Source organism: Bradyrhizobium iriomotense, from assembly GCF_018130765.1.
Classification (GTDB): Bacteria; Pseudomonadota; Alphaproteobacteria; order Rhizobiales; family Xanthobacteraceae; genus Bradyrhizobium; species Bradyrhizobium iriomotense_A.
Genome location: NZ_JAFCJZ010000017.1, coordinates 160,831 through 173,648, shown reverse-complemented (window position 1 = coordinate 173,648; position 12,818 = coordinate 160,831). Strand labels below are relative to the sequence as shown.

15 protein-coding genes are annotated in these 12,818 nt (G+C 64.1%); 6 read left to right on the top strand and 9 right to left on the bottom strand.

The features are described from left to right. Positions 1–45 precede the first annotated feature (45 nt). The 4 genes from JQ635_RS26835 to JQ635_RS26820 form a co-directional block, all read right to left on the bottom strand. Positions 46–669, bottom strand: coding sequence for a transglutaminase-like cysteine peptidase (locus JQ635_RS26835; protein WP_211412774.1), 624 nt, complete (start codon positions 667–669; stop codon positions 46–48). A gap of 331 nt (positions 670–1,000) precedes the next feature. After that, positions 1,001–1,612, bottom strand: coding sequence for a PilZ domain-containing protein (locus JQ635_RS26830; RefSeq protein WP_026312634.1), 612 nt, complete (start codon positions 1,610–1,612; stop codon positions 1,001–1,003). Positions 1,613–1,745: 133 nt separating this feature from the next. Further along, positions 1,746–2,987, bottom strand: coding sequence for an MFS transporter (locus JQ635_RS26825; RefSeq protein ID WP_283826904.1), 1,242 nt, complete (start codon positions 2,985–2,987; stop codon positions 1,746–1,748). 146 nt (positions 2,988–3,133) lie between these two features. Beyond that, positions 3,134–3,613 carry a GNAT family N-acetyltransferase gene (locus JQ635_RS26820; RefSeq protein WP_211412773.1) on the bottom strand — a complete coding sequence of 160 codons (480 nt, stop codon included), beginning with the start codon at positions 3,611–3,613 and terminating at the stop codon, positions 3,134–3,136. Positions 3,614–3,790: 177 nt separating this feature from the next. Here JQ635_RS26820 and JQ635_RS26815 point away from each other — a divergent pair, with 177 nt between their 5' ends. The 3 genes from JQ635_RS26815 to JQ635_RS26805 all read left to right on the top strand — a co-directional run bounded on the left by JQ635_RS26815 (position 3,791) and on the right by JQ635_RS26805 (position 6,101). Then, on the top strand, positions 3,791–4,942 hold the full coding sequence (locus JQ635_RS26815; RefSeq protein ID WP_211412772.1) for a zinc-binding dehydrogenase: 1,152 nt from the start codon (positions 3,791–3,793) through the stop codon (positions 4,940–4,942). Positions 4,943–5,052: 110 nt separating this feature from the next. Further along, on the top strand, positions 5,053–5,475 hold the full coding sequence (locus JQ635_RS26810; RefSeq protein WP_211412771.1) for a VOC family protein: 423 nt from the start codon (positions 5,053–5,055) through the stop codon (positions 5,473–5,475). Between the two features lie 113 nt (positions 5,476–5,588). Next, positions 5,589–6,101, top strand: a complete 513-nt coding sequence (locus JQ635_RS26805) for a hypothetical protein (RefSeq protein ID WP_211412770.1) — start codon at positions 5,589–5,591, stop codon at positions 6,099–6,101. 22 nt (positions 6,102–6,123) lie between these two features. Here JQ635_RS26805 and JQ635_RS26800 read toward each other — a convergent pair whose 3' ends face one another. Together JQ635_RS26800 and JQ635_RS26795 are read right to left on the bottom strand one after the other, a co-directional pair. Then, positions 6,124–6,477, bottom strand: a complete 354-nt coding sequence (locus tag JQ635_RS26800) for a cupin domain-containing protein (RefSeq protein ID WP_211412769.1) — start codon at positions 6,475–6,477, stop codon at positions 6,124–6,126. A 72-nt stretch (positions 6,478–6,549) separates the two neighbouring features. Next, on the bottom strand, positions 6,550–7,035 hold the full coding sequence (locus JQ635_RS26795) for a hypothetical protein (protein WP_211412768.1): 486 nt from the start codon (positions 7,033–7,035) through the stop codon (positions 6,550–6,552). Positions 7,036–7,282: 247 nt separating this feature from the next. On the opposite strand from JQ635_RS26795, the gene JQ635_RS26790 reads away from it, so the two are divergent. Next, positions 7,283–9,226, top strand: a complete 1,944-nt coding sequence (locus tag JQ635_RS26790) for a DEAD/DEAH box helicase (protein ID WP_211412767.1) — start codon at positions 7,283–7,285, stop codon at positions 9,224–9,226. 76 nt (positions 9,227–9,302) lie between these two features. Here JQ635_RS26790 and JQ635_RS26785 read toward each other — a convergent pair whose 3' ends face one another. Beyond that, entirely contained in the window at positions 9,303–9,602 is a 300-nt protein-coding gene (locus tag JQ635_RS26785; RefSeq protein WP_211412766.1) for a hypothetical protein, read from the bottom strand. Between the two features lie 126 nt (positions 9,603–9,728). Further along, on the bottom strand, positions 9,729–10,235 hold the full coding sequence (locus JQ635_RS26780) for a GNAT family N-acetyltransferase (RefSeq protein WP_211412805.1): 507 nt from the start codon (positions 10,233–10,235) through the stop codon (positions 9,729–9,731). 146 nt (positions 10,236–10,381) lie between these two features. Between JQ635_RS26780 and JQ635_RS26775 the strand changes: the two genes are divergently transcribed. Together JQ635_RS26775 and JQ635_RS26770 are read left to right on the top strand one after the other, a co-directional pair. Then, a complete protein-coding gene (locus JQ635_RS26775) occupies positions 10,382–10,768 on the top strand; it encodes a COG4315 family predicted lipoprotein (RefSeq protein ID WP_211412765.1) in 387 nt (128 codons plus the stop codon). Between the two features lie 440 nt (positions 10,769–11,208). Beyond that, positions 11,209–11,694, top strand: coding sequence for a phasin (locus JQ635_RS26770; protein ID WP_211412764.1), 486 nt, complete (start codon positions 11,209–11,211; stop codon positions 11,692–11,694). A gap of 278 nt (positions 11,695–11,972) precedes the next feature. On the opposite strand, the gene JQ635_RS26765 is transcribed toward JQ635_RS26770, so the two are convergent. Further along, positions 11,973–12,764 carry a Crp/Fnr family transcriptional regulator gene (locus tag JQ635_RS26765; protein WP_433996578.1) on the bottom strand — a complete coding sequence of 264 codons (792 nt, stop codon included), beginning with the start codon at positions 12,762–12,764 and terminating at the stop codon, positions 11,973–11,975. Between the last annotated feature and the right edge of the window lie 54 nt (positions 12,765–12,818).

Sequence of the window (12,818 nt, the reverse complement as noted above, 5' to 3'; positions counted from 1 at the left end):
GAGGGGTGGGGATGTGACCGGGTCGCGTAACCTGTTGTCTCGTTCCTAATCTCTTGCGCTGGCGGTGGAGACCGCCGGCTTGGTATCGCCGAGCGAGACCCAGACGTTGGGATCGCTCTGCGACTGGCGCTTGACGAAGCGGTAACCGGTCTCCGTCCAGGCAACGACGTTCTCGTTCTGGTTGTCGAGAACGAACTCGCCCTTGTCGGTCTTCACCGTCAGCACCGCGTGCCCTTCGCCCTTCTTGTCGCGCACGACGGTGATGAGCAGGGCCTCGCGGGGCCAGCCGGCATCCATCAGCATCTTGCGCTTCAACAGCACATAATCTTCACAGTCGCCGTAGCCGTCTGACGGCAGCGACCACTTCTCGATCACGCCCCAGTGCTCCTGGTCGGTCAAAGGCTTGACGGTCTCGTTGACCCAGCGATTGACCTTGACGAGGTCGCGCCACGCCGTCTGCGACATCACGATGTCGCGCGGCTGCGTCGGCCCGCCCTGGCACTGAGCGGCATTGTCCGCGCAGAACTCGACCCAGCCGATCGGCGCACGCGTGGTGTCGCCGAGGCTCGCGAAGAGCAGTCGGCCTTCGCCGGCCTGCGCTGCCGCGCTGATCCCGAAGAGCATGGCGGCAATCGCCAGTCCCTTCCCCTGTCCCCTGAAATCAAACATTGCGGCCCCCGTTTCTTGTTGGGACCACGTTTCGCACGGAGCTTTTGAGTTGCCGCTAAGTCGACCAAGTCAAGTCGAGACGAATGCAAGTAAAATACGCGGCGAATTCGATCTATACTTGAATAGAATTCGCGTAAAATTGGAGATTACTGCAATTGATTCAAACTTTATCGATTAACGCGGAAACGCTGGCGGAACCGCCGTTTCGGCGCGCAAGCGGGCCTCGCGTTAACTCGCGCAGCCCCCGTCACAACGCACGAAAAAGGCGGCGTCCGCATTGCGGATGCCGCCTTCAGTGGTGGAAAAACAGTGGTTTTGGCGTGGTTTCGCTTTACCGCGCGGTAACGCTCTCTTCGAGAGTCTCTGCCGGCTGCTCGTGCATGAATTCCAGCGCGAAGCCGTCTTCGAGGTTTCGGACCACGCGGCCCTGGACCCGGCCGAGCAGAACCGTTGACTTCAGCGGCGGGCGGTTCTCCGCGGCGATGGCCGCGCCCGACAGCGACAGGTCGATGATGCGGCAGGTCATCTTGGTGCCGTCCTCGAGCGTCAGCACCGCGATCGGGTTGCGCGGCACGATACGGTCATGGCGGCGGTCCTCGGGCAGGTTGAGGATGTCGCGGTTGGCGAGCCAGGTCAGCTGTGCGGCGAGCTTGTCGCGCTTCCTGGGCGTCGCCCCGATCGTCATGGCGAAGCCATTGTCGATGATGCGGGTGATCTTGCCCTCGACGCGGCCGATATGGTCGAGATAGGCGACCACGCGGTCGCCGACATTGCCGATGCCGGGGGCGAGCAAAGCGAGGCCGCCCGGCGACATGTTGATCACCTGGCAGGGGAATTCACGGCGGTCCGGCAGCATGTAGCGGCCGAGCAGGTGCACCTTGACCCGCTGGAAACGCCGACGCTCCTCGGCGGCCGGAAGAAATTTTTTGTTCGCCAACGCCATTTTCAACACCCGACCCCCCGCCCGGGCGGAGTCCGGCACGACCCTAAGGTGCATAGGGTTAATGCCGCGTTAGGATCGGACGCGCCGGTTACGGACAGACACAATCGAAAAGCCACATCCCGAGGGGAACCGGTCAAGCCGTCCGTGCCCCCCGCTGATACAGCAGGACCAGCAGCGTCAGCAGCAGAGCGGCCGACAGCCCGAGCGACCAGTGGATGCCGATCGCCGCGCCGAACACGCCGACCGTGATGCCGCTGAAGGCCCGCATGCCCAGCCCGGCCATATTATAAAGACCGACGACGCGGCCGCGGATGTCATGCGGCGCGTTCAGCTGCACCAGGGCCTGTGCCATGGTGTTGAAGGACAGCTCGAAGAAGCCCGCGAAGAACAGCAGCACGATCGCGACCGGATAGATCCGCATAGCGGCGAAGCCGAGCAGCGCAACGCTCCAGAGCATCGCCAGCGTGATCGCGGTGCGCGGCGTGCCCTTGAGGCGTCCCCAGGATTCCAGCGCAATGCCGGCGAGCAGCGCGCCGGCGGCATCCGCCGCGAGCAGCACGCTGTAGGAAACGCCGGGATCGCCATGGCCGAGATCGCCGGCAAAGCCTGGCATCTGGGCGTGATAGGCATTGCCGATCATGAACGAGGTGAGGCCGGCAAGCCACGTCATCGCCGTCAGCACCGGCTGCGTGCCGATGGCGCGGATGGTGAGCGCGATGTCGGCAAGGCCGCGCACCGCAAAGCGTCGCGCAGCCAGGCTCTTGTCCCGCACCGGGGCCCAGAACAGCCAGAGCAGCATCGGCAGATAGAACAGCGTGTTGAAGATGATGCCGTGTGAGGGGCCGAGCGTCAGCATGATGATCCCGCCCACCGCAGGTCCGACCAGAATGCCGAGATAGCGCGCCATCGCGTTCAGCCGCACTGCGCTCGGCAGGTCGGCCGGCCCGACGAGGTCGTAGAGCAAGAGCTGGTTCGGCGTCTGCCACAGCACGCCGGCGCAGCCGTGGATCACCAGCAGCAGCATCGCGTGCCACATCTGGATCGTGTCGGTGAGGAAGAAGAAGCCCCATCCGGCGGAGGCCACAATGAAGAGCAGCATGCCGCACTGGATGATCCGGCGCGGATCGAACCGGTCGGCGAGACCACCGACCGCGACCGAGAACAGCAGGAACGGCAGCCAGTGCGACAGCACGGCAAAACCGCCCAGCGTCGGCGAATGGAATTTCTGGAACACCACCCAATAGCTGATCACATGCTCGATATTGTCGGCCATCATCGCCAGCACGTAGGCCGTGAACTGGAGACGATACGGCACGGACCTCATCGCCGCGAACGAGCCGGACGCGACCACGGGATTTTGGGGAAGGGGGTTCAAGCGGGCACCTGGGTGGGACTGTTCGGGCCTTACACGTTCGCTGTCCCGTGCTCAAGACACTTGGGTGTGTCCCGTAGCTCGGATGAGCGAAGCGATATCCGGGGCCACTGTTCCCGCATGTCGCTACGCTCATGCGGGCTACGAGACTACGCCAGCGACTTCACGTAAACTGCATACGGCACGCCCAGAATATCCGGCGCGTCGCCACTCCTCACAAATCCCATCCGCAGATACATCGGCAGCGCGATCGTCATGATCGGCGTCGTGTGCAGAGCGATGGCCGGCGACTGGTCGCGCTCGGCGCGGCGCAGGCACTCTTCGGTCAATTGCCGGCCGATGCCCTTGCCGCGCGCGGAAGGGTCGACCACCAGCATGCGGATGACCGGCCAGGCCGGATCGAAGAATTCCGGCTTCGGCGCTTGCGCGCCGACATAAGCGACGGCGCCGACGATCTGGCCACCGTCTTCGGCAACGATGATTTCGCCTGTCTTGGCAAGCCGCGGCATCTTCGCGACGTTGGCCGTGAACAGCGGCCAGTCGGAATAGTGCTGCTCGAACTCGGCGAACGCGGCCAGCGCGACACGGACGATCGCTTCCGCATCGTCAGCCCGATAATCGCGCAGCATTGGCGAGCCCCTCTCTTGTAGCCCGGATGAGCGAAGCGATATCCGGGGACAGTGTCCCGCATATCGCTTCGCTCATGCGGGCTACGAGACTGCCCGCTTGGCACGGTCGCCCATCTCACATACGCTTCGCCTCAGCCCGCACCACCAATCATAACAGACGGGCAGCGAGGACACACCATGGAGCAAATCCGCGTCTGCACCCACGCAGGGCCGGGCTCGGAGCCCGTCATCCGCACCGTGCCGTGGCCGAAGGTCGGCCGCAAGGCCGCGCTGATCAAGGTCGGCGCCTGCGGGGTCTGCGGCACCGATCTGCATATCCTGAAGGGTCACTGGCCGAAGCCGCTGCCCTGGCCGTTCACGCTCGGCCACGAGCTCGGCGGCATCATCGTCGAATGCGGCGAGGAGTTCACCGAGGACTTCATGAGCAAGCCGCTCAAGGTCGGCTCGAAGGTGATGATCCCGCCGCTGATGCCGTGCGGGCGCTGCTACTACTGCGTCCACTATCCGCAGACCGCCAACAAATGCCTGACGCCCGTCTATTACGGCCGCTATCTCGGCTTCGACAAGGCGCCGCACATGTGGGGCGGCTGGGCCGAATATGTCTATGTCGATCTCGAGATGCTGCCGGGCACCAAGATCTACAAGCTGCCCGACGACATGTCCCTGCGACTCGGTGCATTGTCGGAGCCGCTGACGTCCTGCATCCGCGCCTTCAACCGCGCGACCCGGGCCGGTGGTTTTTCCTGGGGCGACACGGTGGTGATCCAGGGCTCGGGCCCGATCGGCATTCTCGCGGTCGCCGCCGCCAAGGAGATGGGAGCAGGGCGCGTGATCTGCGTCGGCGCGCCGGAAGAGCCGCGGCTCAAGCTCGCGCGCGAGTTCGGCGCAGAGGCGACTGTGAACATCGAGGAGCTCAAGTCGCCGCAGGAGCGCATCGATCGCGTGCGGAAAATCGTCGGCGGCTTCGGCGCTGACCTCGTGATGGATTGCTCGGGCCATCCCACGGCCGGCCCCGAAGGCATCGAGATGCTGCGCGACGGCGGCACCTATGTCGAGATGGGCCAGTTCACCGACGCCGGCTCGATCGACACGTCGTGGCATCGCATCTGTACCAAGGACCTCAACGTGCTGGGATCCTGGGGCTTTACCGGCAACGACCTGCCGCTCGGCGTCGACATGCTCTACCGTACGCGTGACAAATATCCGTGGCTGAAGATGCAGACGATCTATCCGTTCACGGAAGAGGGTGTCGCACAGGCCGTGAGGGACGCGATGGCGATGAAGACGGTGAAGTCGACCATCGTGCCGTGGCCGGAGCTGGTGGAGTGAGGGCGTGTAGCCCGGATGAGCGGAGCGATATCCGGGAAGCTTGTCGATGATTTCCCGCATGTCGCTTCGCTCATGCGGGCTACACGACGGAGTTTGGATTGAACGACGAAATGACAAACGCACAGACGACCGATCCGGGCCGGCGCTCACCCTTCGGCGCCATCCGCGCGATCGACTACACCGTCATCTTCGTCCGCGACATGGCGGCGATGCGGCACTTCTACGAGGGCGTGCTCGCCTTTCCACTGCTGCGCGAGCTTTCGCCGAACTGGATTGAGTACGGCATCGGCCCCAACACGCTGGCTTTGGCAAGACCGAGCCGGACCGCGACTGACGCGCCGATACCGGCGGGCAGCGCCTCGCTGCAACTGGCTTTCAAGGTCGCCGCAGCCGAGGTCGATCAATGCGCCGACGAGCTCGTGCGGCAGGGCGTGGCGCTGCTCTCGCCGCCGACGGACCAGTCCTTCGGACATCGCACACTGTTCTTTCGCGACCCTGACGGCAATCTTCTGGAGGTCTATGCCGAAATCTGAACCGCGGCAGAGCCGGCCGATGCCCAAAAAGTTCCACCAGGAATTCGCAAGTTATTCACGTCTGGGTGAAACTTAAGTCCCAGTTCCGGCTTTCAGTCCCCGGGAGAGGTATCGTGAAGCGAATCCTGAAACCCGTCACTTACATCCTGGCTGCGATCTACTTCCTGGTGGATGCGGTCTTCATGGCCGTGGCAAGGCCCATCGCGCGCTGGATCGGGCGGCATTTCGAATTCAGGCGGTTGCGCGCCTGGATCAGGTCGCTTCCGCCTTATCCGTCACTCGCCCTGTTTTCCGTGCCCGTCATCATTCTGGAGCCGATCAAGCCCTTGGCGGCTTACTTCGCCGCGACCGGTCAGTTCGTGAGCGGCGCGGCGACATTCATCGTCGGCGAATTGCTCAAGCTCGTGCTGGTCGAGCGCCTGTTCCATCTCACGCGCGACAAGCTGATGCGGATTCCGGCATTCGCCTGGGCGTACGGCAAATTCGCCGAGATGAAAGCGTGGCTGCAGGCAACCGAAGCCTGGCGGGCCATCCGGGCCCTGAGCCGCGCGGCGAAGGACATTGTTGCGCGGGCAAGGGCCAAGCTGGTCGGCAGCTTCAGCAGGCTGGCGACCTCGAGGGATTAGACCAGAGCCAACCGCGTTGCCTCTATGCGAGCTTGCGCGCTGCTGCCGTTGCCTTGTCACCCGTATTCGGCGTGCCGGTCGGCTCGATCAGCATCAGATGAACCTCCTCGCGCGCGACCGGTCGATGTTCGACCCCCTTAGGCACGACATAGAGCTCGCCCGGGCCGAGCGTCACCGTGCGGTCCCGCAGTTCGATGTCCAGATTGCCTTTCAGGACGAGAAAGAAATCGTCGGTGTCGTCGTGCTTGTGCCAGGTGAATTCGCCCTTCACCTTCACCACCATCACGTCGCAATCGTTGAAGGTCGTGATCGTACGCGGCGACCAATAATCCCCAAAGGTCGCGAGCTTGTCGGCAAGCGATATTCCGTCGGCCATGTTTCACCCGTCGCTCTTTCGCGAGGTACGATTTGGGATCGAATGTCCGACGCGACAAGGGCGCGCATCCCGTCAATCGTCCTCCTTCACCACCTTCGCGCCCTCGATCTCCCGTACGATCCGCTCGTCCGGCCCCACGATCCCGAGATCGAACTCGCGGTCCGGCGTGACGAGGATCAGGCGCTGACCGGCGATCACGACCACCGTCATGTCGTTGCGCTCGCCCTCCGCCGCCCATGCGCGGATGTCGCCGGCATAGGGCTCCCTGCGCCAGGCGTTGGGAGAGCCCGGGTCGCAGCGGACTTCGATGCCGTCCTCCGAGGTGGTCAGGACGAGCTTTGAACGGCTTGGCTTCCATCGTTCGTCGAGCAGATCGCTCGCCAGCCACAAGCAGGCGAAGTCCTCGCATTCACCCGGCCGCTCCGTGTAGATCGCGCAGCCGCGGCCGGGCCTGCAATTCCGGCACCAGCTGTTCGCGGGCTTGGCCAGCGCCTCGATGGCCATCACCTTGCAGCAGAGCGTGCAGTGGCCGCAGGCGCGTTTGACGGAGGACGTCACGCGGTCATTCCCATCCGATCCGGTGGGTGTCAGGTTAATGGAGGTGGCTGCGAAAATCCGCTGCAACCTTCAGGCGCGGTTCTATCCGCCAAGCCATGCATCACAGGGCATGGTACTTTGGCAGCACTTGGCGTAAAGAGCCCCCAATCAAATCGCCATCGTGCGGCCAGGCCCATTGCCGCGCACGCCAGCTCAGGTTCGCCGGGTTCATCGCTCCGCGCCTGAATTAACCAAGGTTTCCCATCTCGTGTCTCTTCCGGCCCTGATCCCGCCGCTCGCCCGAGCTTTGGCCGAGCGGAACTATGATTCACTGACCCCCGTCCAGCTCGCCGTGCTCGCCCACGAAGCGACCAGCCGCGACCTTCTGGTCTCGGCCCAAACCGGCTCCGGCAAGACCGTCGCCTATGGATTGGCGATTGCCAAAAATCTTCTCGATGATGCCGAGCAGTTCGAGCAGGCCGGTGCACCGCTCGCCCTGATCGTTGCGCCGACCCGCGAGCTCGCACTTCAGGTTCAGCGCGAGCTGGCCTGGCTGTATGGGCATGCAGGCGGGCGCGTCGTCTCCTGCGTCGGCGGCATGGATCCGCGGCGTGAGCAGCGCGAGCTGGCCGCCGGCGCGCATATCGTCGTCGGCACGCCCGGGCGCCTGTGCGATCACTTGCGGCGCGGCCGTCTCGACATCTCCGAACTCGCCGCCGTGGTGCTCGACGAGGCCGACGAGATGCTCAATCTCGGCTTTCGCGAGGACATGGAATTCATCCTCGAGACCACGCCGGAGACGCGCCGCACGCTGCTGTTCTCGGCGACGTTCCCGCGCGGCATTGTTGCGCTCGCCAGGCAGTATCAGCGCGACGCCTTCCGGATCGAGGTCGCCGGCGACGAGGGCGGTCACGCCGATATCGAGTACCGTGCGATCCGCATCGCGCCCGCCGACGTCGAGCACGCCGTCGTCAACGTGCTGCGCTTCTACGAGGCGCCGAGTGCGCTGGTGTTCTGCAGCACGCGTGACGCCGTCAGGCATTTGCAGGCAGCGCTGTTGGAGCGCGGTTTTGCCGTGGTCGCGCTGTCGGGCGAGCTGACGCAGAACGAGCGGACCCTGGCGCTGCAGTCGCTGCGCGACGGTCGCGCCCGGGTCTGTGTCGCAACCGACGTTGCCGCCCGCGGCATCGATCTGCCGAGCCTCGACCTCGTTATCCACGCCGATTTGCCCAACGACGCCGAGGTCATGCAGCATCGCTCGGGCCGAACGGGGCGCGCGGGCCGAAAGGGGACGAGCGTCCTCTTGGTGCCGCCCGCGCGGCGGCGGCGTGCGGAACTGTTGCTGAACCTCTCGGGCATCGATGCGGACTGGGGTACGGCGCCGCAGGCGGACGAAATCCGCAAGCTCGATCACGAGCGCATGAAGGACGTGCTGTTCACCGAGGAGACGACGCCTGATGATCTGGCGCTGGCGCAGGCATTGCTCGCCGAGCGGTCGGCCGAGGACATCGCCGCCGCGCTGGCGCGGCTTTATCGCGCGCGGCTGCCGTCGCCCGAAGACATCATCGATCCCGGCGAGCGGACCGGCCGGCCGCGCGAGGATCGCGGCCGCGACAGGTTTGAAGGCGGTGACGATCGTCCCGCAAAACCTCGGGCGAAATCCGGAAAAGCGTCGGCGAAGCACGCCATGGCGGAGGGCAGCGTCTGGTTCCGCGCCGCGATCGGACGGCGCAAGAATGCGGAGGCGCGCTGGCTGCTGCCGATGATCTGCCGCAGAGGCGGCATCGACAAGCGCGACATCGGCGCGATCAAGATCATGGACACCACCACCGAGTTCGAGATTTCCGAGCGGGTCGCGGAGTCCTTTGCCGTGAAGATCAAGCGTCCGGACAAGGAGGACAGCATCCGCATCGAGCCGATGACGGAGGCGCCGCAGCGAGAAGAGCGTTCGGAGGAGCGATCACACGCGCCTCGGCGTGAGCGTGGCGACAGCGACCATCGTGAACGTCGCGACGACCGCGTGCGTGAGGCAGGTGGCTTCAAGCAGCGGGACAAGGGACACGGCGAGCGCAGGCCGAAATTCGACGAGGCTCCTTCGTTCGGAAAGAAAAAGCAACACAAGAACAAGCCGGGCCACGCCGAGCCTTCGGTCACGCCTTGGCCGGTGAAGGGCGCGCCCGGAAAGAAATCAAAGAAGAAGCGTCGGGGCTGAGCGGCACCAGACCATGCAGACAGCAATGATGCCGCCGGATTGCGCCGGCGGCATCATCTGAAAAGCCTGTGTGAACTCAGCGGCCGCCGCCGCCACCACCACCACCTCCTCCGCCGCCACCACCGCCGGCGTCACGCAGCGCCGAATTGTAGCGCGGGTCGGTCTGCCTCATGTAAGCGGGCGAGATATCATGGGTGGGACGAACGACGCGACGTCCGCCGCCCTGGTTCGGCAGCTCGATCAGGCCGGCACAGCCTTCGAAGAAGGCGAACTCGCAGCCATAGGTGCGATGCTGCGCCGCGTTGGCGCTGGTCGCGCTGAACGCAGCCGTCGCAGCGAATGCAATCAAGGCAACTTTCGACAATGTGAGTTTCATGGAATTCTCCAGTCTCGGTTCGGCGAGACCGGAACGGCCCGCACAGTCCTTCGACGGGAGCTGGCCGAAAGCGGTTCGAAGGCGCGGTTTCACGCCCGCGTGAGCCGGGATTGACCGGCTGGGCCGTTACGTCGCGGCGAGGTCGCGGAGCATGTAGGTTGCGCCGTCGCCGTAGGATGCGAGTTTCGCGCGCAATTGCGCATCCGCCGGTACCGGCCGAAAGCCGAACCGCTCCCAGAGCGGCCGCGTGGCGTAGACTGAGACCAGCGCGAGCGCCGGGATGCCCGACGCACGAGCCAGCTTCTCGATATCGGCAACATAAGCGCGCGACGCGCCACCGCGGAAATCGGGCAGCACTGCGACGTCATGCACGTAGATGCAATCCGTTTCGTCCGGAAGCCGTTCGAGGAAAGCATCGAGCGGCGGAACCCAGTGCTGCTTCCAGGGATGCGCGAGGCCGTAGCCAACGATCTCGTCGTCCGCAATGAGCGCGCGGCAGCCATCGGGATAGAGCCGCATCTTTTCCGCGAACACCTCGGGGCGTTCGGGAAGGGCGGGATGGATGCGCGCCGCGATCGCGCTGATCCCAGGCAGGTCGGAGGCGCGTGCGGGACGCCAATGCGGCTTGCTCATGTCGGTCCGTCGTTCCGTCTCACTCATTCCAGTTTATTCCGCCGCGCCGGTGCGCGCAGCGAAAAATATCCTTGCCGCGCGCGCAGGAATACGGCGCCTCGCGCGGCGTCCTACCCATGCAAGCCAATTGCATGACAGGAGATACCATGACGTCCTCAATCCGCCTCGCGCTCACGCTCGCCGTGTCGCTCGCGATCGTTCCCGCCGCGTTTGCCGCGCCGCCGACCAAGACCGGCAAGACCGACAAGGGCAACGTGCTCACCGACGCGAAGGGTATGACGCTCTACACCTTCGACAAGGATGCCGACGGCAAGTCGGCCTGCAACGGGCCGTGTGCGACGAACTGGCCGGTGCTGAAGGCCGAGGCGAGCGACGCCCCCGGCGACGGCTACACCGTCATCACGCGCGACGACGGCTCGAAGCAATGGGCCTACAAGGGCAAGCCGCTCTACACCTTCGCCAAGGACCAGAAGCCCGGCGACATCACCGGCGATGGCTTCCTGAACGGTGCCTGGCATCTGGCGATGCCCTGACGGATCCGCGCACAGACCCGGTGCACCGTCTCACGGAGGCAGGCGCACCGGGCCGCACGCGGGCTGGAGCGGCCAGAAATGACGCAAGTCCGGCAAAAAAGATCATGTTGCTAGCGCGATCATTTGCCTCGCAGCATGGGCGCTGCTGCGCTCATTTCAAGTTGGTGCATGCGATCGCAACAACTTTAAAGATGTAAAACGCAGCCTGTGCCGCTTCGCCGCATCAATTGAACAAATTCGCGCTGAGAGTCTGAAAGCGAACCGAACCGGGCACTTTCTTCGGTCATAGTTGGTCCTGCAAGGGGACGGGGGCGGTTATCCGCAGCAACAATCCCACCGCGTTGAAAGTAGCAGTATTGGTGTCCTGGTGCGGCACGCACCTCGACGCTGCGGGGAGTCTTCAATCCGTGATCTAGTTTCGCTTGAAAGGATGAAAGCCCGTGAATGATGCCAATGTGAAAGTCGAGACCAATGCCGCTCCGCAAGACGTGGGGGCCAACGGAAGCGCAAAGCTCCAGTTCGACGTACCGTTCTTCAACATGCAGACGATGTTCGGCAGTTTCGCCGAGCAGGGCGCCACGCGGGCCCAGGCAAATTTTGCGAAGGTGAGGGCGACTTCGGAGGAAGTCACCGCAGCTCTCTGCGATGCCTGTTCGACCAATGCCAGGCGTGCCGCCGACTACGGCATCAAGCTCATCGAAATATCCCACACCAATACGACCTCCACGCTGGACTTCATTTCCCAGCTTGTCGATGCGAGGTCGTTTGCCGATCTCGTCAACCTCTCCACCGCCCACAGCCGCAAGACCTTTGAAGCAACTTCGGCTCAGAACCGCGAACTCTGGGATCTCGCCCAGAAGGTCGCAACCGAAACGGCCGAGCCGATCAAGCAGAGCTTCAACCGGGTATTGCGTAGCGCTGCTTGAATCGAAGCGGTTGGCCGCGCGGATCGGCTGGACGAGCGTCTCCGAAAGAAGAGCAGCCGTCCAGCCGATTGCGGCCTCCCTCACTGTTGACGTGATGCCAAGCTGGAGGAAATCACGATGGGTATGGTGATGATCAAGTGTCCGGAAACCGGAAACGCAATTCCGACGGGCATCGAGATGGATGGCGAGAGGTTTCGGTGCAGCGCGGTGTTCTTTTCGCGCACTTATTGCAGGATGTGCGCAGCGACGCACGAATGGTTCGCCAGAGAGGCGTGGGTCTACGAGACGGTCTTGGCGAACGGCGGGTCCGCGGGGAGGCAGCCAATCCGCGCCGGCGCGGTGTGAAGGACCCTTGGCGCATCCTGCAAAACGATCCGATCGATCCTGCGGCTCATCACCTTGTAGCACTCACAGGCGATGATCTCGAGCCGGTGCCTGTCGATCTCGAGCTGGCCGCGCCGGTTGGACTTGATTGCCCGTGATGAGCGCAACGCGCTCACCACGTGCGTGACCGTGGTGCGGCGGACGCCGAGCAATTCCGACAGCGTCTCCTGCGTCAAGGGCAGGATGTCACCACCATCCGTCCGGTCGTGGATATGCAGCAGCCAGCGGGCGAGGCGCGCCTCGACCGAATGCAGAGCATTGCAGGCTGCGACGTGCTGGAATTGCGTCATCAACGCCCGGGTGAGGATCTGAACCGCAGTTGCGAGAGCAGGACTGCGTTCGAGCGCAATGTGAAATCGTGCGGGCGAGATCTGCAGAGCCGTCCCGGCCACGCGGACGACTGCGGTCATGGGGGAGCGGGTCGGGCCGAGCGCCGTCATGAGTCCGACGGCGCCGTCGTTGCCGATCACGGCAGTTGCCGCCGTCTGTCCGTTCGGCAACTCCATGATGAGGGCGATCGCGCCGCTGCAGGGAAAGGAGAGATGATCGATCTTGTCGCCCGATCGAACCAGGACGGCGTCGTGCTGGAGCTCTACTTTTCGCAAATGGGGGGCAAGCAACGCGAAATCGGCCGGCGGTAACGCAGCTAACAACCGATTACCAACTTTGATCGCGTGCTCCATCACGGGAATCGTCCCTGGACGGACGCCCGGCAGACGCATCTTCACCAATCGAGCTGC